The organism is Gemmobacter fulvus (assembly GCF_018798885.1).
Classification (GTDB): Bacteria; Pseudomonadota; Alphaproteobacteria; order Rhodobacterales; family Rhodobacteraceae; genus Gemmobacter; species Gemmobacter fulvus.
In genome coordinates, this window is sequence record NZ_CP076361.1 from 1692810 (window position 1) to 1715739 (window position 22930).

Here is a 22930-nt window from a genome sequence, read left to right on the forward strand (position 1 = left end):
CTCAGATCATGTAATGCAAAAGATCGTAGAGTGTCGGCTTTGCCCCGGGCACGCAGTCGAACCGCTGCCGGATCTCGCCGTCTTTCACCACGATGATGCTGTGTGACAGGCCGATCGCCTCTTCCAGCGTGTCGGCCACCAGAACGATGCCCACACCCGCCGCGCTCATGTCGCGGATCATGTCATAGACATCTTCCTTCGCGCCGATATCCAGACCGCGCGTCGGATGATCCAGCAGCATGATGTCCGATCCACCCGAGCGCCACTTGGCCAGCACCACCTTCTGCTGATTGCCGCCCGACAGATTGCCGCAATCGGCAAATTCGGAATGCGCCTTGATCGACAGCTTGCGGATCCAGTCACGCGCCAGCGCCCGTTCGCCCGCAATGCGCAGCACGCCCGCCGTCGCATGTTTGCCCATCTGCGACAGGGTCATGTTTTCATAGACATTCATCCCGGCAACGATGCCCTCCACCTTGCGTTCGCGCGGCACATACCCCACGCCCAGCGCAACGGCAGTCTGCGGTGAAAAGCGCCGGATCACCTGCCCTTTCAGCGCCACCTCGCCCGAGGTCGGCGTCAGCATGCCATAAAGGGTGCGCAAGATCGCCTCGCGCCCCGACCCTTCGGTGCCGACCAGGCACAACACCTCGCCGGGATGCAGCGCCAGCGAAATGTCGCGGATGCGCCCTGGCAGGCTGACACCCGTCAAGGTGGCCAGCGTGCGGCCCGCATCATAGGGCAGCTGCCGGTGTTCGCGGTAATATTCCTTGTCGACGTTGCGCCCCACCATCTTGTGCTGGATCGCCTCGACCTGTGCCGCCCCCCGCTGCACCACATCCACCACCTGCCCGTCCTTCATCACATAGATGCGGTCGGACAGGTCCATCACCTCGTCCATGCGATGCGACACGAAGATGAAGGAGGCACGCGAGGTCAGCTCCCGCACCAGCTTGAACAGAAGCTGCACCTCTTCCTTGCTCAGCACCGAGGTCGGCTCGTCCAGCAGGATGACCAGATCGCCCTCCACCCGCTCCTCCAGTGTCAGCACCTTGGCCAGTTCGACCAGTTGCCGCTGCGCGAAGGACAAATGCGAGGTGACGGTGGCCGGATCTATGTCCAGCTTGACCTTGGCAAGCTGCGCCCGCGCGGCGGTGGCCATCGCCGCCCAGTTGATCACGCCAAAGCGCACGAACTGCTGCTCGTAACCCAGAAAGATGTTTTCCATCACGGTCAGGTTGGCAATCAGCGACTGCTCCTGAAACACCATGCCGATGCCCTTTTCCATCGCCTGCCGCGGGTTGGAAAAGCGGACGGTCTTGCCGTCAATCTGGATCTGGCCGCCATCGGGTTGATAGGCGCCATAGATCACCTTCATCAGCGTGGATTTTCCCGCGCCGTTTTCGCCCACCAGACCCACGATCTCGCCACGCTTGATGTGGAAATCCACGGCCTTGAGCGCATGGACGCCGGGGAATTTCTTGTCGACGGCTTTCAGTTCATACATCTCCGTCCCCTCACTTCACCACCGAGACAGCCCGGCGGTCGGTTGACAGCACCACAGCCACGATCACCAGCAGGCCCAGCACGCCGTCTTGCAGGAAATCCGGCAGGCCGATCACCACCATGCCATTGTTGATCACGCCGACGATCAGCACCCCGACCAGCGCGTTCCACACGCCGCCGATGCCGCCCCACAGGGCCACGCCGCCGACCACGACCGAGGTGATCGACACGAACATGAAGTTTGCCCCCGTCACCGATTCCGCCTGACCGATGCGGCCCACGACAAGGATCGCTGCGATGGCATAGAACACCCCGGCCAGCGCAAAGCCGGTGACCCGGACCCGCTTCACATTCAGACCCGAAGCATGGGCCAGATCTTCGCCACCGCCCACGGCATAGAAGTTGCGCCCCAATGTGGTGTGCGACTGAATGAACCAGGCCAGCAGCAGGAACGCCACTGCCACATAGACCATGATCGGAAAGCCCAGCCAGCGCACCGTCAGCAGGCCCCGGAAGGCGGGATCGCTGATCTTAACGATGTCACCGCCGGTCAGCAGGATCGCCGCCCCGGTGCCGACAAAGCCCATCGCAAGGCTCGCCATGAACGAAGGGATGCGCAGCTTCACATGGATCAGGCCGTTCAGCAGGCCGATCAGCCCGCCGACCAGCAGCACCAGCGGCATGGCAAGCCAACCCATATCGCCCAGCGCGCCACCGAATTTGACGAAGGCAAAGGAAAAGATCACGGCCGTCAGCGAGATCACCCCCTCCATCGACAGGTCGATGGACCCCATGATGATGATGAATGTCACCCCCACCGCGACCATCAGCGCCGGGGCCGAGGCGATGGCGATGCGGGCAAAGTTGCGGACCGAAAAGAAGGTCGGGTTCAGCAGGGTGAAAAAGATCACCAGCGCCATCAGCACCAGAAGCGGTGCCCATTTGATCAAGGTTTCACGCGAGATGTTCCGCGTCACGTCAGGCCCCCCTTTTTGCCCACATGGCCGTGCATGGCGCGGCGACCCCGGACGGGCCGCCGCAAGCTTGCATCATTTGTATTGAATCTGCCCGTTCGACGGGCCCCAGAAGTCGGTCCAGTCATAGCTGGGCACCGCATCCTGGAACTTGGCCTTGAACTCGGCAGCGTCCTTGGCGGTGACGAGGATGGTCGGGCCATAGAACTCCCGATGCTCCTGCGGCTCTTCCGAAGGTTTGAACGTGCCGATGGCCGCGTGATAGGCCAGCGCCGCCGAAATGCCGCCGCCCCAATGCGGGTTGGTGAACACGGTCGCCAGCAGTTGCCCGTCCATCACCATCTGCACCGCTTCGGGGTTGCCGTCATAGGCGACGATCGGCATGCCCTCGATGCCTTCGGCGCGCAGCGCCTCGATCACGCCATAGGCGATGTTGTCATTGGCGCAATGCACACCTTTGATCCTGTCGCCATAGCGGGTCAGGAACGAGGCCATCAGCTCTGCGCCCTTCTGGGTATCCCAGTCGGCGGGCTGGGCATCCAGCAGTTCGATATTGGGGAAGTCCTTCAGCGCGTTCATCAGGCCGTTCAGACGTTCGACCGCCGGATTGTTCGCGCCGATACCGCCCAGATGCACGATCCCGCCTTCGCCGCCCATCGCCTCGAACAGGATCCGCGCGGTTTCTTCGGCGGGTTTCTCGTCGCTCCAGGTCATGTGGCTGACGTAATTGTCGCCGAAATCCCAGGGGTGCAGGTCATCCGTCTTGTTCCAGATGGTCGAGATATAGCCGCCCGCCGCCGCAACCGCCTCGACCACCGGGCGGGCATTCGGACTGTCATTCGCATCGCAGGCAATGGCGCAATTGCCATTGTTCTTGGCCAGGAAGGCCTTGATATCCGCCAGAGATTTTTCCGACGATCCTTCGTTGATCAGGCTGACCAGAAAATCCTTCGGCTTGCCAAGCGATTCCACGAAGGCCTCGCCGCCAGACACGACCGAGTTCCAGTAGGCCGAGGCGCGGTCACGATAGCTCCAGGCCAGCGCCGGATCGGTCAGCGCGGCATGGGCCGCCCCGCGCCCGAATACGGCCGGCGCGGCCAGGGCGCCGACACCCGCCGCGCTGGCCAGCAGGAAGTTGCGGCGGTTGATCGTTTCCCGCGCGATGAAGTCCTTGATGAATGTCGACATGGCTTTCCTCCCTTTACATGCAGGTTCGTTGCAGGTGGCCCGAAGGGCTGTACGCAGGGCCGGTTTCTCCGCGCCCCGTGCTTGCCACCGCACCACCTTCCACCCATTTAATGCACTAACTGGTTACTTCTGTGCGCCCCCATGAGTCAAGAGATTTCCTGCGCCTCGTTTCACAATGGCAGGCCGATTGGACCGCAATGCGCTTTGACCTTGCCCCCCCGGAACGGTTAAGAAGGGCCAGCGCCACGTCGCGCAGCTTTGGAGGACAGGCCTTGACCGACGCCAGTGACGCGCCAGCACCCCCCGCGCCGAAACCGCGCATCCGCGACGCCGAAGCGACGCGCGCGCGCATCCTTGATGCCGCGAAGAAAGAGTTTGCAAAGAACGGTCTGGGCGGGGCCCGCGTCGATGTGATCGCGGAAAAGGCCAAGGCCAACAAGCGGATGATCTACCGCTATTTCAACAGCAAGGAGGGGCTGTTCCAGACCGTGCTGGAAGATGCCTATCTTGATATCCGCACCGCCGAACAGAAGCTCAATCTCGATCATCTGGAGCCGCGCGAGGCGCTGGAAAAGATGGTGCGCTTCACTTGGGATTATTACCTGAAGAACCCGGAATTCATCACACTGGTGAACAGCGAAAACCTGCACCGCGCCAAACATCTGAAGAAATCAGAAGTCATCAAGGTGGCCAGCCGCAAGTTCGTCGACCGTATGTCGTCGCTGCTGAACCGGGGGGTCGCAGCAGGGGTGTTTCGCGCCGATATTGATCCGGTGCAACTGAACATCACCATTGCCGCCATCGGCTATTATTACCTGACCAACCGCTTTACCGGCTCGATCATCTTTGACCGCGATCTGATGGCGAAAGAGGCGCTGGACGAACGGCTGCGGTTCAACATCGGCACGATCATGCGCATGGTCTGTGTGGCGCCCTGACGGGCATCACAGCTCCCAGCCCAGACCTTCGGCGCGCAGGGCCAGCTCGGCGCAGGCGATATCCTCGAAATCCTGCGCCCCCGACACGCCGATCCCGCCGACCACGCTGCCCTCATGGGTGATTGGCAGGCCGCCGCCCCAGACCATCAGCCGCGCCCGGTTGGAAAAGCCCAGCTTCAACGCGGGGCTGCTGTGCATGCGCTCTGAAAAGGCGGCGGTGGCGCGGCGCATGGTGGCCGCCGTAAAGGCCTTGTCCTGCGCGAACTCCAGAATGGGCGGCGTTGCATGGTCCATCCGCGCGGCGGCAAGCACCTGCCCGTGCGGATCCACGACGCAGACCGCAACGGACCAGCCATTGCGCTTCGCCTCGGCCACGGCGCCCTGCACCAGCCGCAACGCGGTCTCAGAGGAAATCATCGGTCGGGTCACGATCATCGGAAAGCTCCATATCTTGTGGGCAAGGCGGTGCGGCGCAAAGGGTCATCCCTGCGCCGTCCAGTCGAGAACAATGAACGGCGCGGCGATCCGCCGGGCCATGATATCGGCATAAAGCTGGGCCGGATCCTCTGGCAGCGCCACATGCACCAGCCCGGCCAGAGGAATCCGCCCCTGGGCCAGCCAATCCATCGCGCGGGCAAACCCGCCCAGGATGCTATGCGGCGCGTTGTTGTAGCCGTCCAGCAGGCTCTCCCACTGAAAGCCGCGGCCCTGAACCGGCAGTTCCCACTCCCAGCCAGAGCGCAGCGTCACCAGATTGAAGAACACCGGGCCGAGCAGGTCATGCGCCGAAAGGTCGGTCAGCTTGCGCCAGGGCACCCCGACCAGAACCACCTCGCCGCGTGGGCGGACCATCTGGCAGCCCTCCCGCACGGCGGCCTCATGGCCGGAACAGTCGACCACCAGGGCAACCTGTCCGCGCAGCGCCGGATCCTCCAGCGGCATTGCCGCCCGGCAATCCGTCAGCCCGCTGTGCCCGGCCTGTGCGCGGCGTAGCGGATCCGGGTCCACCAGCGTCACGCGATAGCCGCCGATCCGAAACAGATGCGCCGCCAGCAACCCAACTGGCCCTGCGCCGGTGATCACGACTGCATCCCCCGGCCGGGCCTGTGTGGTCATCAGGGTGGACATCGACACCCCCATCAACCGCGCCACCACCGCCATCTGCGGATCAAGGCCCTGCGGCAGCGGCAGCGTGTGCTGCGCCAGATGGGTCTGCGTGGCGCGATGCGCGCCCATGGCAAAGCGCAGCATCCCCGGCGTGATCCCCCGGACAGCGGCCCCCACCGCCGTCACCTCGAAAACCGCCGCATAGCCGGGCCGGATCGGGAAGGTCTCGCCATTGGCCCAGCCGATTTCGGTGCCCTGGCTGATCAGGGTGCAGAGTGTGCGGCCACGGATCTCGTCGGGCTGCAACAGCGCATCGGTATAGGTGGCAAGGGTGAATGTCTGTTTGGCGGGAAACAGGATTTCAGTCGGCAGAGTCGCTCCACTGTGCATGTGTCACACCCCGGTCTTCGGCGACCATTGCGCAGGTGCCCCTGCGCGTTCCGCGCCCAGCGGCCCGTCCATGCTGACAATCTCCAGAAACTGCCCCCAGGGCGCCTTCAGATAACACCATGTCAGGCCCGCCATCGGCCCGGCCTCCACATGGTTCGGCCCATCCAGCACCTCGACCCCGGCGGCGCGCAGGCGGTCTGCGGCCACCAGACAATCCTCCACCTGAAAGGCCAGATGAAAGCCGCCCGGTTCGCTGTTGCGTTTCAGCGGGGCGTCGGGGTCCGGTTCGCCGGAATACTGAAACAGCTCCAGATTGGTGCCATTGCCGACGCGCAGCACCGTGATGTCCTCGATCCGCCTATCCCCCGGCACCCCCAGCTTGCGGATCATGTCAGCATCCGTGAGGTCAAGCCGCCCGGTCGACAGGCAGACGACCGCGCCGAACATCGTCTCGAAAAACCGCACGGCCTGCGCCATGTCGGGCACGGTGAGGCCAATATGCTGAAGGCCAAAAACGGTCATCTTGCCTGTTCTCCCTATGTGCGGCGCGGCCCCTCTGGCCCGCCGGATCGCCCGATATGTAACTAAATGGTTACATCCGGACGATTGAACAGCCGCACCCGCTTGTCAAGCACCGATGCGCGCCCGGCTTGACAACCCGCAGCCGCAGCGCCCCAATGGGCTGCCTGTTTCAGGCGCAGGGCATTGCCATGACCTCATCCCCGTCCCCCTCCAGCTATGACGCCATCGCCTGCCAGATGGACCTGCGCAGCATGGCATCGCCCTGGGCCCCGGGGCTGGTTCTGGCCTTTGGCCGCTGGACCGGGGCCGGGCGGCCCCTGTCCATGCTGGCCACCGGAACCGGCCGCAGCGTGCCGGAGGCCGGTCTGCGCTGCTTGGGCGAGATGGCCGAGAATCTGTCGATCAGCGACAGCGCCCATGCTGCGCCCGTCGCCGCCCATGACGCGCAGGGGCAGAGCCTTGTGGCCGATGCCCGCGCCCTGCCGGATCAGCCAGCGCTGAACCTGGGCAGCGAAGGCTGCGCCGCGCATCCCGACCCCGACCACGCCCGACTTGCCGCCGCCTGCGAACGGATCGAACGCGCGGCGCTTGCGCTGTGGTGGCATGGCAAGATGGAGGCGCAGGCCCTGCCGATCCCCGAAGATCAGCTGCGGCCCTATCGTCAGGCCATCAGCCATCGCCGCACCCGGGGCTGGCTGTTGCCGGTGCTGCCCGGCATGACCTCGGTTCTGATGCTGAGCGATTCCGGCGACGGCAGCCTGATTGCCTTGGGCAGTGCCGCACATCCGGATCCGTTGACGGCGCTGGACAGCGCGCTGCGCGACACGCTTCAGGCCGAAATTGCCTGGCTCGCGCCGCCTGACCACCCGGATGTCGCCTATCGCAACCGGGTTGATCACGCACTGCGCCCGCGCCTGCCACAGCTTGCCATGGCACCGGAAGCCGCGATGCCCGCCGCCAAGGCCGAGCCGGCGACAGACAGCCTGCACAGGATCCACGCGGCGTTTGCTCAGGCCGGGCTGCGCTTCGGTTATGCGGATCTGACGAATCCGGCGCTCAATATCCCGGTCTATCGCTGTGTCTGCCCTGACTGGCCGCGCGCGCGGCCCCTGTGGGAAGCCGGGCAATGACGATCCTGTGACGCAGCACCGGGCACAGTATCCGCGAAGGGGGAGAACGATGCAGACACCCGAGACACGACGGAATCCCTATATCGCGTGGCTGGAAAGCGTGGATGCCAAACTGCCACCCGAAATCCTGCCCTCGGGCCGGTGCAGCTTTGCACATAGTGGCAAGGCCGATGCGGCGGCGCTCTATTCCGGCGGATTGAATCTGCAGCAGACCGTCAGGACCATGGTGCCGGTCGCCGCTGCCGTGGGCAGCGCCGCGCCCGCCGATGGCAGCATCCCGGCCGGGTTCACCTATTTCGGGCAGCTTGTCAGCCATGATTTCAGCCGTCGCACCGAAGGCGTGTTCACCATGGATCTGCTGACCGACGGGATGGCCACCCGCGCGCGCAAACGGATCAACCGGGCACGTGGCGATGCCGGGCTGATGCTCGACAGTGTGCTTGGGCCGATTGAGGCACCGGCGGATCCGCCTGAGATCTGGCGGTTTCCGCCGCCCGACCCCGATTTCCCTATGGCCAGTGTCGATCTGCGCCGCACCCATCCCGAGAATGGCAGGCTGATCGCCCCCCTGCCCGACACCCGCAATGATGACAGCCCGATGCTGGCGCAGCTTGCGGCGCTGTTCATCGCCTATGTTCAGCGCGCCACCCAGATTCTGCAGGCGCAGGGCAGCACAGAAGCACCGTTCTGGGCGAGGCTGCTGACTGTGCGCATGTTCCACCGCATCATCCGGCAGGACTATCTTCCCCGCATGGTCTTGCCCGCGCTTGTGCAGGCCTATGGCCATTTTGACACCTCGCTGATCGGGCTGGCAGCACCGCACAGCGCCCCGCATATGCCGGTGGAGCTGACAAACGCGGTGCTGCGCTGCGGGCATTGGATGATCCGGCCCCAATATGCGCTGAACGGCACCCCCGAAGGCCGGGTGCGGATTGCCGAGCTGCTCCACGGTATTGCGGATATCGAAACCAAGCGGCGCACCGAAAACCCGAACTTCTGGCGCATCGACTGGCGGCAGTTTTTCCCGCTGGAAGACAGCCCGACCGGCATCGCCCCGCAAATGGCGCTGGCCTTCGGGCAGGGCCTGACCCGGCTTGTCGGCTCCAGCCATTCCCTGCCCGACTCCATCCGCATTCCCGAACATCTTGTCAGCACCAATGATGATTTTGCCCTGCGTGATCTGGCGCGCAGCACCTGTGGCGGGCTGATGTCGGTCGCGGCCCTGACCGATCTGTTGCGCCCGCATCTGGCACAGTGCTTTCCCGACTGGACGCTGTGGGATCAGACGGCACGGCAGCGCATGGTGACGGCATGGTGCGGACAGCACATGGCCGCCGCCGATATTGCCGACCATCTGATCCTTGATCCGCCGCTATACCTCTATAGCCTGATCGAATCAGGCGGCAGCGCGCCGGGCGAGGGCAACCGGCACAGCCTTGGCGCACTGGCCTCGGTGATCCTTGCGGAATCGCTGATGGCACGCATCGCCCATTGCGAAGGCTTTCTGGACCCCGTGCCCGAAGCCTGTCGCAGCGCGGTTGAAGGTGCGGCCCCGATCACGTCAATGGCTGCATTGATCCGTTTTCTGACCCTTGAATGAACAGACAGGAGAGCAAAATGCCGGATGTCAAATACCACACAACGGGCTTTACCGAACTGGGGGCCTTCATGGTCGCGCTGTCGCGGCAATCACCGGACACCTATCCAAAGACCGTTGAAGACTTCATGCAGATGCTCGCGGCCTATGTGAACCACTTCTTCTACGGTGCCGCCGCCAATGAGATCGACAAAAGCAAACCCTCGCCGGACATTCCGCCCGGTCTTGCCTCAAAGGGTCCGGGTCAGGCCAAGTTCATACCGCACGCGGGCGATGAGAAGGATGCCATCGGCTCCTGGGTTCTGGACGGCATTCTGGAAGTGCAGAATGTGCAGCGCAATGCCACGATGCAGCTGTTCCAGAACAGCGCGCAGCATGTGAACATCCGCCTGCCCGAGCGGGAAAATATCGCCAACAAGGAACAGGATGCCGTCAAGAAGATGGCGCAGACGCCGCCGGGCAAGTTTGAAAAGATGACCTATCTGGATGCCTATTTCAGCGACAGCCCAACCATGACCGCGATGGAATTCGTCTGGGCCAATGTGGGGGACTATACCACCCGTTCCTGTCGCTGAACCGGGGCGGCAATCTCGGACAGGACGGGCACCACCCATTCCAGCCCCAGCCCCCAGCGCATCGAACTGGCCGAGATGAACCACTCCACCGGGTCGGGCAAAACTTCGCCCTGCCATTTGTCGGCCAGATCGGTGGTGAACCTGTGCCACAGGGCGCGCGCGCGATCATGCGCGCCCATCAACTGCGCGGCGGCGGCACCATAGGCAAAGCCGAAGATGATCGCCCCGTCGGCCCGTTCGGCCAGATCGGCAGCGGCGGCATACTCATGCGACAGCAGCGCCACCGGGATGCGGTATCCCATCGTCACCCGGCAGGTGCCTGGATCCAGGATGCCCACCATGCGCGACAGTTCGGCCCCGCGGGCGACATCGCCGCAGAGCGCCAGCATTTCGGCGGCGGCGGCCAGTCGGCGCGGGTTGCTTTGCGACACCGCCACCACCATCTCGGCGGCCTCTTGTGCGGCATGCGTATCGTTCAGCAACAACGAGCTCCAGCCAAAGGCCAGACGGGCATCGCCGCGCTCCGGCGCTTCGGCCACGCAGGTCTTGGCAATCTCCAGCGCCTCGGGCACCCCGCCGTGCGGCGGCCCCAGACCCGGAAAGATCAGCTCGCGGCTGTTCAGGATTTCCACCAGACCGATGCGCGCCCGCAGGCCCAGATCGCCCACGGGGGTCACGCTGCGCAGCAGGGTTTCGGCACGCCGGTCCGATACGGCAGACCAGTCCTTCATCAGCCAGCGCGCCCGCACCAGCTTGGTGTAATCGGCCAGCGCACTGTCGTCGATCGCGCCGACCTCGCCCAGATAATGCGCCTCCACCTTGCCGGTCAGCCGGGTTCCGATGCGCTGCACCGCAAATTCGCTGTTGCGGATCCAGTCGGTGCGGTTCATCGGCAAGGGCCATGTCCAGATCAGCTGGCCGCTGCACAGATCCTTCAGCGTCAGGATCAGGCGCATCTCACCCAGACCCGGCGACAGCGCGCCACGCAATTCGTAGTTGCCCGGTGTCTTGGGCAGCGGCATGTCGGGGCTGGCCTCGATGGTCACCCAATCCTCGACCGCGAACAGCGCCGAGACCAGTTCGGCCTGCACCCCGCCGACCGCGATCTGATCCTCATAGGGCAAGGATATGATCGGGAAAGGATAGAGGAAGATCGTGATCCGCCGTTGTTCCACTGGTGCGGCCACCGGCACACTCGCAGGCCCTGCGGTTTGCAGCTTGATCGCCACGGCAAGCGACTGCGTTTCTTCCGAGGGTTCGATGTCGAAATCCTGATCCAGCACCGCCCAGAGCCGGTCGTAATGCGACAGCGCGGCGGCATTGTTGCCCGCCGCAATCTCCAGCAGCATCAGATGCCGCGTCGCCAATTCGTCCTGCGGCTGCAATTCCCGCAGCCGTTCCGCCAGAATGCGGCTGTGCTCCGACGGCGCTGCGCAGGCGCGCAACCGGGTGCGAAACGCCTCGGCCATGGTTGCCAGATACAGCCTGCGCTGATCGGCCAGAAACTGATCGAACTCAGCATCCAGCCCCCAGAGATCGGCGGCAAACCGGGTTTCGGCATCGCCAAGGCCCATGCGCAACAGGCCGGAGGCATCGCCATCGTCCCAGGCCCGCAGCGCAGAGGTGATGTTGCAGGGGGCCGCGCGAAAATTGGCATGAAGGCTCGCGCGGTCAGAGCGCAGCATGTCTTGCGGGGTTTCAAGTTCAGGCAAACCGGGCAACAGATGAAGCGTGTTGCGCAACGAGCCGCGCGATTTGTCAGAGGCCGCCCCCGACCACAGCAGATCGGCCATGCGCTCGCGGGTGATGCTTGCCTCGCCCGTCAGCAGAAACCACGCCAGAATTGCCTTCTGTTTCTGCACTCTGAGCGGCACTTCCCGGTCGCAATGCGTTATGGAAAATCGGTCAAGGACACGAAAAGACAGCCCCTCAATCATCGTCCCGTATTCCCCAATCCTGCGCAGGCAGAGTCAAAGGGATACGTTAACCTTTACGCTGCGTCCAGTTGCTTCACAGCCGGGCTATCATTTCGGAATCGCTCGTTCGGCAAGGCCGTTTCGGCGAACTTGTCGCGGATCTGCGCCCAGACCTGCCGCAAGCGCAGCACATGCAGATCATCCAGAATGACCCGGGCAAGCCGGTCCAGCGTGGCCGCCTCGCTCAGCGGGGCAGGCGCAGCGCCCAGACCAAGGGCGGTGCGGGTCTTCGTGCTGCGGGTGCAATCCGTGGCAAGCGCCGCCGCCATGGCCCCGCGCAGGGCCGGATCGGCCTGCGCCATCTGGCCATCCAGCTCCATCGGCAGCATGGCACGTTCCAGATCAAAGATTGTGCGGATGTTCATGCTTTTCAGCAGCAGGAACCGCTCTGGGCCCACCACGGTGCAGAGCTGCGCCTGTGCGATCCAGTCGATACATTGATAGATCCCATAGGGGCTTTCGACATGCAGCATGATCGGGTTGAAGGTGGCCAGATTCTGCACATCAAAGACATTCGCCTCTTCCAGACGGAAGGCGATCTGGTGGTCGATGCCGTCCAGCACCGTCAGCGGGATCTGTCGGCAATGCACTTCCAGCTCCGAATAGACCGATTTGTGGACGATGCGGGACAGGCGCAGCAGGTAGTTCAGCGCACTGTCGGGCACAAAGCCAAAGGCAAAGGCAATCGCAACCCAACCATAGCCCAGACTGGTTGCCTCGACCGGGGTCTGCGCTTGCGCCCCGCCGCTGGCGGCACCCGTCGCCGGGGCCTCGGACCACGGCATCACCCCCCAGATCGTCGCAGCATCCGGGGCGGTGCGATACACGACAAGGGCTATCGCCACCGACAGCACCATATGCGCAAAGGCCCGCAGAAAGGTCAGCGGCGACAGATCGAACACCGCAACCGCGCGCAGGAACATGCGCAGCGTGAAGCAATAGGCCCCGGCAAAGGCCAGCGCCGCAACGGTCAGCGCATTGGCATGATAGGCGGCCAGCGCAGGCTTATCTGCCAGAATATCCGCGGGCGCGCCGCCCAGCAGCAGCAAGCTCGGCTCGAACCAGGCGACATCCGTTCCCAACCCCAGCGCGACCTGCGCGGGCAGGAACACCAGATACATGCCAAAGCAGGTCAGCAGCATATAGGGCAATGAACACAGCAACAGCATCCAGTCCGACGACACCGACATGGCAAACATCGGGATGCGCGACAGAACCTGCGGCTCTTTCGGATCCAGAAACAGATCGGCAAAATACTTGCCGCGCACGAATTCGAACGACACATTGTCGCTGCTGCCGCCGGGCGGCTTGTCACCTCCCTGCGGCGCGCGATGCAGAAAGCCAAAGCTTTCGGCAAAAAGCTCGATCATCGCCACCCGGGTCCGGCGGATCTGATGGCGGATCATGATGATGATCATCGGCGTCGCAATCGCCAGAAATGAACAGGCAAGCACCGGCAGCGTCGGGCGGATCCGCCCCATATGGATCAACAGCCAGAGCACCACGACCAGCACCGCAAAGGGCGCCAGCAGGCGCAGCAATCCGACGCTTGCCGCTTTCATGAGGCCGCCTCGATCAGCGAATAGGGCTCCATCTGCATCCGGGCGGCTTCGGCAATGGCCACGAAGGCGTCAATGTCATCGGCGCTGTGATCGGCCATGATCTGCAACTGCCAGCGGCAGCCATTGCGCGCCACCACAGGATGTTCCACCAGATTGACCAGCGCCCCATGCGCCAGAACATCCGCCGTCAGACGGCGCGCCCGCGAATGGCGGCCCAGCCCGACCGGCACGATGGCGCTGGGCTGGCCCAGCACCTGAAAGCCGCCCTTGGTCAACCCGTCGCGCAGCCGCAGGCTGTTGTCCATCAGCCGCGCCCGCCGTTCGGCCCCTTCGGCGCTTTCCACGATGTCGAGTGCCGCCAGCACCACCGCCGCCTGCACCGGCGACAGCGCATTGGTCAGCGTATGGGTGCTGCACGCATAGCGCAGCGCCAGCTTCAGCGCCGGGTGATTGCTGGCCACAAAGCCGCCATTTGACGCGAAGGCCTTGGAAAAGCTGCCCATGACCACATCAATCTGTCCGGTCATGCCTTGCATTTCGATCACGCCGCGCCCGGTTTCGCCCATCACCCCCAGATCATGCGCAACATCGACACACAGCGTGGCGTCGTGGCGGCGGCAGATCGCCTGAAGGGCGGCCAGATCGGGCATGTCGCTGTTCATCGAAAACACGCCCTCCGTCACCACAAGAATACCGGCAAAGGGTTCATTCTCGCGCAGCCAGTCCAGCCGCGCGGCCACCGCCTCGGTCGAGCAATGCGAAAAGCGGTGGACCAGCGCGCCTGATGCGCTCGCCGCCTCGTGCAGGCAGGCATTGGCCAGAACGTCGATCAGGACATGATCCCCTTCGCGCACCAATGTGCGGATGGCCCCATAGCCCGCGCCCCAGCCGGTCGAAAACACCGTGGCATCGGCCAGCGACAGAAACTCTGCAATCCGCTCTTCCAGCGAGGTGGCCAGCGTCGTCAGCCCCATCTGTGCCGGCGATCCGGCCGAATGCACGCCAAAGCGGCGGGCTGCTGCCGCCGCTGCCGCCAGAAGCTTGGGGTGCGAGCCGAGGCTCAGATAATCCTGCGACGCCATGTTGATGCCCGACAGCCCGCGCCCGGCGCGATCCCGGCCCAGCACGCGCGGCCCGATCCGCCCGACATTGACCTTGCAATACGGCTCCAGCTTGGCCGCCAGACGCGCATCGGCCCAATCGGTCATCGGCTGCCAGCGATCCATCAACCCGACCGGCTGCGCATCGTAATAATCCGTGCTGACACCGTTCAGCACATCCTGGGGCATCGGTTCAAAGGGCATGGGGTTCTCCGTTCTGTATGTCTGGCTGTTTTGTGCGGATGAGGCTGGGGCCGATCATGTCAGCCCCAGCGCGGTCAGCATCTTGCGGCTGGCAATGCCGGTGGTCGCAACGCCGTTGCGGCGCTGCCACTCGATCACGGCACCGCGCGTGTCTTTGCCAAAGATGCCATCCTCGGCGATCTGGAGGCCCAGCCGCGCGTTCAGCGCCGCCTGAAGCGCCATCACCTCGGCGCTTCTGTCGCCATAGGTCAGCCCTTGGGTCAGCTTGCCGGTGTGCGCGGTGCCAAAGGCCCCCTCGGCGGCCCATTTGCGCACCAGTTGATCCGAGGCCTCGAAATGCATGGCGTCTTCGCGCCCGAAGGCGGCGCCCCAGAAGAACCCGTGGCGCAGGAAAACCGGATAGATGTCCAGCAGACCGCGCTGCACCGTGCCGTCATCATAGGGGTCAATCCGGTCGATGCCGATGTCGATGGCGATACCCCAGCTGTGGTTGGAAATCGCGCTGGCCGATCCGCGCACCAGACGGCAGCACAGCATTCCAGCCGTGACCAGCCGGTCATGAACCTTGGCATGCGCGGCCTTGATGTCAGTCATGATTGCCTGCAACGCCGCGACCGCCGGGCGGATGCCCGTTGCACGGAACGGCCCCAGATCGGCAGTGACCAGAAGCGACCGGAATGCGGGCACCGAGGGATCACGGCAAGCCTGATCGAACTGGCCACGCGGCAAGCCAATCAGATTGCGGCAGGTGTCATTGCGCGCGCCGCGCAGCGCACCATTCACGCGGAGGCGGTCAAACTGCGAAAGGCTGGAAAACGGGATCAGATCTGCAAGATCAGGCATGACGCTCTCCTCTGGATCCGGGCGCCCTGATGGTGCACCGTTACGGACATCAGACACCCACAGGCGTCAGGGCAGCGTCATTGCCCCGTCATTTGCGCGCGTCGGCACCAACGCGGCACTGACGATAGAGGTTTGCGACATTTCGGGGCGCGCAGATGTCGCCCGCCCGCCATCAACCACCGGGCAGCGGATCTAGGCTTGATCCAAACCGGAGGCCGCATGAATCCTGTGACACGCCACCCCCGCCTGATGCAGCCGCTGACGCTGCGCAATCAGACCCTGCGCAACCGCATCGTGTTCGGTGCCCATACCAACAACATGGCCGATCAGGGCCTGCCCGGCCCGCGCACGCATGGCTATCTTCTGGAACGGGCACTGGGCGGCGCGGGCATGATCGTGGCCGAACCGATGCCGGTGCATCGCACGGGTGTTCTGACCCGGGGCAATTTCCGGCACGGGTCCGACGACGTGATCCCGCATTTCCGCCGCATCACCGAAGAGGTGAAGGCCGCCGGATCGGTGATCCTGCAACAGCTTTATCACATTGGCGCGCATGGCGATTCCGATCTCAGCTTTGCGCCGCACTGGTCGCCCTCGGGCGGGCCGAGCTACCACGATTCCGATGGCTCGCATCGCATGACAGAGGCCGAGATCGAAGAGCTGATCACCGCGCATGTTGCCGCCGCGCACCGCTGCAAGGCCGCCGGATTTCAGGGCGTCGAGGTCTGGGCCGCCTATCACTCGCTGCTGGATCAGTTCTGGACCCCATGGAGCAACAGCCGCGATGACCGCTGGGGCGGCAGTCTGGAAAACCGCACCCGCTTTTCCCGCAGCATCATCGATGGCATCCGCCGCAGTTGTGGCGAGGATTTCATCATCGGACTCGCCGTCTCCACCTCGGATGCGCAGGATGTGCTGCTCTCGGTCGAAGCGCTCAGCGAGATCATCGCCCTGCATGACGCGACCGGCCATGTGGATTATGTGACCGTCGGCCATGGTGGCTATCTGGATTTTGAACGGCTGATGCCGACCTTCCTGTTTGCGGAAAAGCTGACCGCGCCAGTGACTGAGCTGTTGAAAGGCGTGGTGAAACACGCCGCCCTCACCTCGGAGGCGCATGTCAGAACGCCAGACAATGCCGAAAGCATCATCGCCTCGGGTCAGGCGGATCTCGTCTCCATCGTGCGCGGGCAGATTGCCGACCCGCATCTGGCGCGCAAGACCGCCGAGGGCCGGGCCGAAGACGTGCGCGGCTGCATTTCCTGCAATCAGATGTGCTGGGGGCGGCGGTCGCGCGACTACTGGATTTCCTGCCTGATCAACCCTTCGGCGGGGCGCGAATTTGAATGGGATGGCGACCGTTTCACCGCCTCGGCCACGCCGCAGCAGGTTCTGGTGGTCGGCGCAGGTCCCGCAGGGCTGGAAGCCGCCCGCGCTGCCGCCGAACGCGGCCACCGGGTAGAGCTTGCAGAAGCCGCGCCCCAGATCGGCGGGCAGTTCCGGCTGGCCGGGATGCAACCGCGCCGGGCGCAGATTCTGGATCTGCTCGACTGGTATGAACGGCAGTTCACAAATCTGGGCGTCACCCTGCGCCTGAACAGCTTTCTGGAGGCCGACGATCTGGCCGCCCATCCGGCGCAGACCATCCTGCTGGCCACCGGATCGCTGCCCGATCCACAGGCGCGGCAACGCTGGCTGCCCGGTGCGGCGCAACTGCCGGGGCTGGAGGCGGGCCATGTCTGGTCGCCAGAAGAGGTGATGCGCCGCGAGGCACGGCTGGGCGATACCGTGATCGTCTATGACGAAGGCGGCAACTGGCGCGGCGGTGGCACGGCGCTGGCCTTGGCCGAACAGGGCAAGCAGGTGATCCTCGTCACACCAGACCCCTATGTCGGCAAGGAGATCACCCGCACCTCGGCTGATGGTCCGCTGCGGGGGCGTCTGGCGCGGGCCGGGGCGCAGTTTCACACCGAACACATCATCGCGCGCTGGCACGGTAATGGCGCGACGCTGCGCAGCCTGCTGACCGGGGCGGAGGTCACGATTGCGGCCTCGGGCCTTGTGATGGCCACCACCAATATCGCCTTCGATCCCTTTCCCGAAACCCTGCCCGGCAAGACCCTGCACCGCATCGGGGATTGCGCCGCCCCTCGTCTTGCCGCGTATGCCTTTCACGAAGGGCGCAAATGGGCGCTGGCGCTGTAAAGGTTTTTCCAGACAGGTGGAAACCGCTGCGCTAGCATCGGCGTTGTCGTAAGTGGTGCCCCGCCGCGTTCTCTGTTCAGCAAGGTGTTCCGATGCCAAATGCCGCCCTGCGGATCACTGCCGCCACCCCCGCCACAGCGCAGGGGCCCGCGCAGGGCGATGACGCACCGCATACCCGCCGCATCACCCTGCCGCGCCTTGCCACCATCGCCGCGGTCGCCGCGGTGCTTTATGTCGGGCAAGAGGTGTTCCTGCCGCTGGCCATCGCCATGCTGCTGACCTTTGCCCTGTCGCCGTTGGTCAGCCGCATCCGCGCCTTCGGGGTGCCGATGACGGCCACGGTCCTGATCGTGGTATTTGCCGCCTTTACCGCCATTGCGCTGTTTTCGCTCGTGGTGGCGGGGCAGCTGTCGACGCTTGCGCGCAACCTGCCGGAATTCCAGTCCAACATCATCACCAAACTGGAAGGCCTTCAGGCCGAAGGCGATGAGCTGGGCATCATTGGCCGCATCACCAATATGGTCACGGCGATCAATGCCGAAATCGGCGCCGCCCTGCCCTCCGAAGAGGCCCCAGCCCCTGAAGGCGCACCGGCGGCGACCAATGCACCGTTGAAGGTGCAGGTGGTGGAGCCACAAAGCCCTGTCACCACGCTGACCGAACTGGTCGTGCCGCTGGTCAGCCCGATTGCCACAACCGGGCTGATCATCGTTGTTGTGGTCTTCATGCTGCTGGAACGCGAGGAGCTGCGCGACCGTTTCATCCGGTTGATCGGCTCCAACGATCTGCACCGCACGACGCAGGTGCTGGAGGAAGCCGGATCCCGTGTGGCCAATTACCTGCTGATCCAGCTTCTGGTGAATGTCATCTATGCCTTGCCCATCGGCATCGGGCTATGGCTGATCGGGGTCCCCAACGCGCTGCTCTGGGGGCTTCTGACGCTGGTGTTGCGCTTTGTGCCCTATATCGGCTCGGTCCTGTCGGCGGCGTTCCCGCTGTTTCTGGCCTTTGCCGTCAGCCCCGAATGGTCGGCGCTGTTGTGGACGGCGGCCCTGTTCATCGTGGTGGAGCTGATCACCTCGAATATGATCGAGCCTTGGCTCTATGGCTCGCGCACCGGGGTCAGCCCGCTGGCCATCATCGTATCGGCGATCTTCTGGACCTGGATCTGGGGGCCTTTGGGGCTGGTTCTGTCAACCCCGCTGACGGTGTGTCTGGTGGTGCTGGGCCGACATATTCCGCAGTTCGAACTGTTCGACATTCTGTTTGGCGATGAACCCGTGCTGGCCCCCCATGCCCGGCTCTATCAGCGCTGGCTGGCGGGCGACACGATCGAGGCGACCTTCCGCGCTGAAGAAGCGTTAGAGGAAAACTGGCTGGCCGATTATTACCGCGATACCGGCATTCCGGCGCTGATCCTCGCTCAGGCGGATTGGTCGCGCGGGGTTCTGACCACGGAACAGGAAACCCGACTGGCGGGCATCGCCATGGGCATGGTGGACAATTTGCAGGTGGTCGTGGGCGAGGAGCTGGAAGAGGCCAGCACCACCGCCCCCTCGGATGATGCCGATGCCCCGCCGCCCTTGATCGGGGCCGGGAGGCGCATCTTGTGTATCGGCGGCCGGTCAGCACTGGATGATGTGACGGCGGCGATGCTGTCGCAGGCCTTGGCCGCAGAAGGGGCCGAAACCGATCACCGCCCGCACAGCGATCTGTCCCCCGCGCGGATTGCGGCGCTGGATCTGGAAACCCGCGACAGCGTGGTGATGTGTTTTCTCGATCCTGCGCCGTCGCGCGCGTCGCTGCTGCATATCCGGCGGCTGAAGCGGGCGATGCCGCATCTGCGCGTCGGTGTGGTGATCTGGCAAATGCCCGAAACCGCCGCAGGCAATGGCGAGGATCAGGTGCTGCTGAAAAGTGTGCAGCCCGCCAAACTGTCCGAGGCCGAAGAGATCGGTGCCGATTTTGCCGCCACTGCGATGGAGCCGCTGATGCTCGCCGCCGTGGCCGAGGACGCGCCGCGCCCCCTGCCCAAACCCGACCCCAAACCCAGTCGCGCCAAACCGCGCAGTCGCAGCGCACGCAGCGCCGTGCCCAGTTAAGGAAAAGACCATGGCCCGTTCCCCCGCCGAAAAAGCCGCCGAAACCGTGAAAGACGCCGCTGCCGCCGCGCAGGACAGCCTCGCCGGATCCGAGGCAGAGCGCCTGCATGGCCAGATTGCCGATCTGCAAAAGGATCTGGCCCGCATCGTGCAAAGCCTGGCCGATCTGGGTGCCAACCAGGGAGCTACCATCGCGGATACCGTTAAGGCCGAGGCGCAGCGGATCTATGCGCAGGGCGAGGCGATGGCAGGCCGCGCCGAGGATGGTGTGGAGGAGGCCCGCGCCTATGTGCAGGCCAATCCCCTGAAATCACTGGGCATTGCGGCAGGGCTTGGCCTGCTGTTCGGGTTGTTGCTGGGACGCCGCTGAGATGTTTGCCCTGATGCGGCTTCTGGCGCAGATCGCCACACAGTCGGCGGCCCGCCGGGCCGAACAGACCGCGCGCAAGTTTGCCCTGATGGTGGTGGCGCTGCTGCTGTTGCTGATCGGTGCGGGTTTCCTGACCGCCGCAGGCTGGAGTGCCTTGCACCACTGGCTCGGGCCGGTGCAGGCCTCGCTCTGGATGGGCGGCGGCTTCGTGGTGCTGGCGCTGATCCTGCTGGCGCTGGCCAGCCGCAAGCCGCGCCCCTCTGATGCGCTGGCGCTTCAGGTCGCACGGGCCGAGGCCGAAGCGCGCAAGGCACAGGCCGAAGCCGCCAACTTGTTGGCACAGCTGCCCAAAACCATCGCGCGGGCCCCGGCCCTGCCACTGCTGGGCGCGTTTATTGGCGGGCTGCTGCTGGCCCTGAAACTGCGCAAGTGATCTGCGGCACCTAGAACGGGCAGGGCACCGAATAGGTGATGCTCTTGCCGGTTTCCGGGTGGCGCAGGCGCAGGCTTTCGGCATGCAGCATCATGCGCGGATAGGCGTCACGCGCCTCGCCCGTCGCATAGATCAGATCGCCCAGGATAGGGTGACCCAATTCCAGCATATGCACGCGCAGCTGATGGCTGCGCCCGGTCTGCGGCATCAGCCGCACCCGCGTGGTTTTGCCGTCATGCCGGATCACGCGGTAATCGGTGACCGCCGGTTTGCCGATCTCGTGGTTCACATGCTGGCGCGGGCGATTGGGCCAATCCACGCAAAGCGGCAGATCCACCGTGCCCTCTTTCGGCTCCAGATGCCCCCAGAGGCGCGCGAGGTAGATCTTCTTGGTCTGCCGCTTTTCAAACTGCTGGCCCAGATTGCCCTGCGCCGCCTTGGTCAGGGCAAACACCATCACACCGGATGTATCGCAATCCAGCCGATGCACCAGCAACACCTCGGGAAAGACACGGCGCAGCCGGTCGATCAGGCAATCTTCCTTGCCCGGATCCTTGCCCGGCACCGACAGAAGCCCCGCCGGTTTGTCGACGATCAGCAGCGCGGAATCGTGGTGCAGGATGCGCAGCGGCTCGTCCGGTGGATTGTATTCATAGGGCGGCATCAGACGATCTCATGCCCCGCCGCCCGCAGCCGCGCCGCCAGTTCGGCAATATGCGCGGGGCCGACATCACAACAGCCGCCCACGATGGTTGCCCCCTGCGCCACCCAGCCCATCGCGAAATCGGCATATTTTTCGGGTGTCAGGTCATGGCGATGCGTCAGTTCGGCCACGGTCGGGGCCTCTTGCAGGAACCCGTCGGAAATATGGGTAAAGCCATTGGCATAGGCCCCGAACGGCAGACCAAAACCCGCCAGCGCCGACAGCGCATCCGCCATAGCCTCGGGCACCGAACAGTTCGCCAGCACGGCAGCAGGTTTGTAGGTGGCAATCAGCGGCGCCAGATCGGCCAGCGGCTCGCCCGACCGCAGGGTGCCGCCCGCGCGGTCATGCACGGTGACCGACAGCCAGACCGGCAGACCCGCCTGTGCCGCCCCTTGCAACGCGCCTTCGACCTGCAACAGCGACGACAGCGTTTCCAGCAGGATCACATCCACATGCGGCGCGATCAGCCGGGCAATTTCGGCCACCTTGGGCGCGGCCTCGGCCACCGGAAGTGCGACCTCCACCCGGTAACTTGCGACCAGCGGCCCGATCGAGCCTGCAATCCGCCCCGACCCATGTGCCGCGCGCGCGTCTTCAGCCTGCGCCAGCGCCGCCATATGCAGCGCGGCAAACTGGTCATCCAGCCCGAAACGCTCCAGCCGGTCATGGTGGATCGCATAGGTGTTGGTGGTGGCCACCGTCGCCCCGGCGGCAAAGTAATCGTCATGGATCGCGCGGACGAGGCCCGGATGATCCAGCATCACCCGCGTCGCCCACAGCGGCGTCGACGCATCGCCAGAGCGCGCCACCAGCTCTTGCCCCATGCCGCCATCCAGAAGCGTGATCCGTGCCATCCGTTTCCCTCAATCCAGAACCAGCTTCGCCGCCAATCCGCCAAACAGCAGGGCCGCGAGCTTGTTCATCACGCCCATGCGCGGGCCGAGCGCCTGCCCCATCCATCCGGCAAGCGCGCCATAACCGGCAGTAATGATCGTTCCCGTCAGGCAGAACAAGAGGCCAAGCATCACGATCTGCTGCCAGATCGGGCCAAGCTCGGGCAGGGTGAATTGCGGCAGAAAGGCCAGCACGAACAGCGCAACCTTGGGGTTCAGCGCATTGGTCAGAAAGCCGCGCCCCAGCGCCCGCAGCGGCGCGGCCACGCCGCGTCCCGCCGCAACCGGATCACCCGCGCGCCAGCTTTTCCACGCCAGATACAGCAGATAGGCGGCCCCGGCCCATTTCAGCGCGGTCAACGCCTCGGGGTGGCTGGCCAGCAGGGCGCTGACGCCCGCGGCGGCCAGACCGACATGCAGCAGCCCGCCCAACCCGACACCGACACCCGCCACCGCCCCGGCCCGTGGCCCGCCTGCCAGCCCCGAGGCGGTGGCAAAGATCACATCCGCCCCCGGCGTCAGGTTCAGCGCGATACCCGCCAGCAGAAACGCCGCCAGCTGTGCAGGCGGAAAGGCGAACAGCAGATCCAGCATCATCTTCCTTTCCGC

21 protein-coding genes are annotated in these 22930 nt (G+C 64.6%); 8 read left to right on the plus strand and 13 right to left on the minus strand.

All coding sequences use genetic code 11. The features are described 5' to 3' along the window. Position 1: 1 nt before the first annotated feature. From KM031_RS08325 to KM031_RS08335, 3 genes are all read right to left on the minus strand, one after another. Positions 2-1507, minus strand: a complete 1506-nt coding sequence (locus KM031_RS08325) for a sugar ABC transporter ATP-binding protein (protein ID WP_215506324.1) — start codon at positions 1505-1507, stop codon at positions 2-4. A 10-nt stretch (positions 1508-1517) separates the two neighbouring features. Beyond that, complete coding sequence (locus tag KM031_RS08330) at positions 1518-2483, minus strand: ABC transporter permease (RefSeq protein WP_215506323.1); 966 nt, start codon at positions 2481-2483, stop codon at positions 1518-1520. A gap of 72 nt (positions 2484-2555) precedes the next feature. Then, positions 2556-3668, minus strand: a complete 1113-nt coding sequence (locus tag KM031_RS08335) for a sugar ABC transporter substrate-binding protein (RefSeq protein ID WP_215506322.1) — start codon at positions 3666-3668, stop codon at positions 2556-2558. A 272-nt stretch (positions 3669-3940) separates the two neighbouring features. Here KM031_RS08335 and KM031_RS08340 point away from each other — a divergent pair, with 272 nt between their 5' ends. After that, positions 3941-4606, plus strand: a complete 666-nt coding sequence (locus KM031_RS08340; RefSeq protein ID WP_246567185.1) for a TetR/AcrR family transcriptional regulator — start codon at positions 3941-3943, stop codon at positions 4604-4606. Positions 4607-4612: 6 nt separating this feature from the next. Here KM031_RS08340 and KM031_RS08345 read toward each other — a convergent pair whose 3' ends face one another. The 3 genes from KM031_RS08345 to KM031_RS08355 are packed head-to-tail and all read right to left on the minus strand — an operon-like array spanning position 4613 to position 6625. Beyond that, complete coding sequence (locus tag KM031_RS08345; protein WP_215506320.1) at positions 4613-5041, minus strand: GlcG/HbpS family heme-binding protein; 429 nt, start codon at positions 5039-5041, stop codon at positions 4613-4615. 45 nt (positions 5042-5086) lie between these two features. Next, positions 5087-6103, minus strand: coding sequence for a zinc-binding dehydrogenase (locus tag KM031_RS08350; RefSeq protein WP_215506319.1), 1017 nt, complete (start codon positions 6101-6103; stop codon positions 5087-5089). 3 nt (positions 6104-6106) lie between these two features. Then, positions 6107-6625 (minus strand): VOC family protein, encoded by a 519-nt coding sequence (locus KM031_RS08355; RefSeq protein ID WP_215506318.1) that lies wholly within the window; start codon positions 6623-6625, stop codon positions 6107-6109. Positions 6626-6813: 188 nt separating this feature from the next. Between KM031_RS08355 and KM031_RS08360 the strand changes: the two genes are divergently transcribed. From KM031_RS08360 to KM031_RS08370, 3 genes are read left to right on the plus strand one after another with little or no spacing between them, the layout of a single operon-like run. Next, on the plus strand, positions 6814-7755 hold the full coding sequence (locus KM031_RS08360; protein WP_215506317.1) for a YcaO-like family protein: 942 nt from the start codon (positions 6814-6816) through the stop codon (positions 7753-7755). 49 nt (positions 7756-7804) lie between these two features. Then, complete coding sequence (locus KM031_RS08365; protein WP_215506316.1) at positions 7805-9355, plus strand: peroxidase family protein; 1551 nt, start codon at positions 7805-7807, stop codon at positions 9353-9355. 17 nt (positions 9356-9372) lie between these two features. Then, a complete protein-coding gene (locus KM031_RS08370) occupies positions 9373-9927 on the plus strand; it encodes a hypothetical protein (protein ID WP_215506315.1) in 555 nt (184 codons plus the stop codon). Here KM031_RS08370 and KM031_RS08375 read toward each other — a convergent pair. From KM031_RS08375 to KM031_RS08390, 4 genes are all read right to left on the minus strand, one after another. Further along, positions 9903-11789 carry an AfsR/SARP family transcriptional regulator gene (locus KM031_RS08375; protein WP_215506314.1) on the minus strand — a complete coding sequence of 629 codons (1887 nt, stop codon included), beginning with the start codon at positions 11787-11789 and terminating at the stop codon, positions 9903-9905. The genes KM031_RS08370 and KM031_RS08375 overlap by 25 nt on opposite strands. Positions 11790-11917: 128 nt before the next feature. Beyond that, on the minus strand, positions 11918-13465 hold the full coding sequence (locus tag KM031_RS08380) for a hypothetical protein (protein WP_215506313.1): 1548 nt from the start codon (positions 13463-13465) through the stop codon (positions 11918-11920). After that, complete coding sequence (locus KM031_RS08385; RefSeq protein ID WP_215506312.1) at positions 13462-14769, minus strand: aminotransferase class I/II-fold pyridoxal phosphate-dependent enzyme; 1308 nt, start codon at positions 14767-14769, stop codon at positions 13462-13464. The genes KM031_RS08380 and KM031_RS08385 overlap by 4 nt, the downstream gene beginning before the upstream one ends. Positions 14770-14823: 54 nt before the next feature. Continuing rightward, entirely contained in the window at positions 14824-15612 is a 789-nt protein-coding gene (locus tag KM031_RS08390; protein ID WP_215506311.1) for a peptidoglycan-binding protein, read from the minus strand. A 219-nt stretch (positions 15613-15831) separates the two neighbouring features. On the opposite strand from KM031_RS08390, the gene KM031_RS08395 reads away from it, so the two are divergent. From KM031_RS08395 to KM031_RS08410, 4 genes are all read left to right on the plus strand, one after another. After that, the gene (locus KM031_RS08395; protein ID WP_215506310.1) at positions 15832-17817 is read left to right on the plus strand and encodes an oxidoreductase; all 1986 of its coding nucleotides are present in this window, start codon (positions 15832-15834) and stop codon (positions 17815-17817) included. Positions 17818-17909: 92 nt separating this feature from the next. Continuing rightward, the gene (locus tag KM031_RS08400; RefSeq protein WP_215506309.1) at positions 17910-19919 is read left to right on the plus strand and encodes an AI-2E family transporter; all 2010 of its coding nucleotides are present in this window, start codon (positions 17910-17912) and stop codon (positions 19917-19919) included. Positions 19920-19929: 10 nt separating this feature from the next. Further along, positions 19930-20289 (plus strand): glycine zipper domain-containing protein, encoded by a 360-nt coding sequence (locus KM031_RS08405; protein ID WP_215506308.1) that lies wholly within the window; start codon positions 19930-19932, stop codon positions 20287-20289. Position 20290: 1 nt separating this feature from the next. After that, positions 20291-20722, plus strand: a complete 432-nt coding sequence (locus KM031_RS08410) for a hypothetical protein (protein ID WP_215506307.1) — start codon at positions 20291-20293, stop codon at positions 20720-20722. Positions 20723-20732: 10 nt separating this feature from the next. On the opposite strand, the gene KM031_RS08415 is transcribed toward KM031_RS08410, so the two are convergent. From KM031_RS08415 to KM031_RS08425, 3 genes are read right to left on the minus strand one after another with little or no spacing between them, the layout of a single operon-like run. Next, positions 20733-21386, minus strand: a complete 654-nt coding sequence (locus KM031_RS08415; RefSeq protein WP_215506306.1) for an RluA family pseudouridine synthase — start codon at positions 21384-21386, stop codon at positions 20733-20735. Beyond that, entirely contained in the window at positions 21386-22282 is an 897-nt protein-coding gene (locus KM031_RS08420) for a homocysteine S-methyltransferase family protein (RefSeq protein ID WP_215506305.1), read from the minus strand. The genes KM031_RS08415 and KM031_RS08420 overlap by 1 nt, the downstream gene beginning before the upstream one ends. 9 nt (positions 22283-22291) lie before the next feature. After that, a complete protein-coding gene (locus KM031_RS08425) occupies positions 22292-22918 on the minus strand; it encodes a LysE family translocator (protein WP_215506304.1) in 627 nt (208 codons plus the stop codon). Positions 22919-22930: the final 12 nt, after the last annotated feature.

Bases quoted from the DNA above. Each gene is read 5' to 3' on its own strand.
- KM031_RS08410 (WP_215506307.1), top strand. From the start codon at position 20,291: ATGTTTGCCCTGATGCGGCTTCTGGCGCAGATCGCCACACAGTCGGCG.
- KM031_RS08350 (WP_215506319.1), bottom strand. From the start codon at position 6,103: ATGCACAGTGGAGCGACTCTGCCGACTGAAATCCTGTTTCCCGCCAAA.
- KM031_RS08360 (WP_215506317.1), top strand. From the start codon at position 6,814: ATGACCTCATCCCCGTCCCCCTCCAGCTATGACGCCATCGCCTGCCAG.
- KM031_RS08370 (WP_215506315.1), top strand. From the start codon at position 9,373: ATGCCGGATGTCAAATACCACACAACGGGCTTTACCGAACTGGGGGCC.
- KM031_RS08345 (WP_215506320.1), bottom strand. From the start codon at position 5,041: ATGATCGTGACCCGACCGATGATTTCCTCTGAGACCGCGTTGCGGCTG.
- KM031_RS08385 (WP_215506312.1), bottom strand. From the start codon at position 14,769: ATGCCCTTTGAACCGATGCCCCAGGATGTGCTGAACGGTGTCAGCACG.
- KM031_RS08405 (WP_215506308.1), top strand. From the start codon at position 19,930: ATGGCCCGTTCCCCCGCCGAAAAAGCCGCCGAAACCGTGAAAGACGCC.
- KM031_RS08365 (WP_215506316.1), top strand. From the start codon at position 7,805: ATGCAGACACCCGAGACACGACGGAATCCCTATATCGCGTGGCTGGAA.
- KM031_RS08325 (WP_215506324.1), bottom strand. From the start codon at position 1,507: ATGTATGAACTGAAAGCCGTCGACAAGAAATTCCCCGGCGTCCATGCG.
- KM031_RS08380 (WP_215506313.1), bottom strand. From the start codon at position 13,465: ATGAAAGCGGCAAGCGTCGGATTGCTGCGCCTGCTGGCGCCCTTTGCG.
- KM031_RS08395 (WP_215506310.1), top strand. From the start codon at position 15,832: ATGAATCCTGTGACACGCCACCCCCGCCTGATGCAGCCGCTGACGCTG.
- KM031_RS08335 (WP_215506322.1), bottom strand. From the start codon at position 3,668: ATGTCGACATTCATCAAGGACTTCATCGCGCGGGAAACGATCAACCGC.
- KM031_RS08425 (WP_215506304.1), bottom strand. From the start codon at position 22,918: ATGATGCTGGATCTGCTGTTCGCCTTTCCGCCTGCACAGCTGGCGGCG.
- KM031_RS08390 (WP_215506311.1), bottom strand. From the start codon at position 15,612: ATGCCTGATCTTGCAGATCTGATCCCGTTTTCCAGCCTTTCGCAGTTT.
- KM031_RS08415 (WP_215506306.1), bottom strand. From the start codon at position 21,386: ATGCCGCCCTATGAATACAATCCACCGGACGAGCCGCTGCGCATCCTG.
- KM031_RS08355 (WP_215506318.1), bottom strand. From the start codon at position 6,625: ATGACCGTTTTTGGCCTTCAGCATATTGGCCTCACCGTGCCCGACATG.
- KM031_RS08400 (WP_215506309.1), top strand. From the start codon at position 17,910: ATGCCAAATGCCGCCCTGCGGATCACTGCCGCCACCCCCGCCACAGCG.
- KM031_RS08420 (WP_215506305.1), bottom strand. From the start codon at position 22,282: ATGGCACGGATCACGCTTCTGGATGGCGGCATGGGGCAAGAGCTGGTG.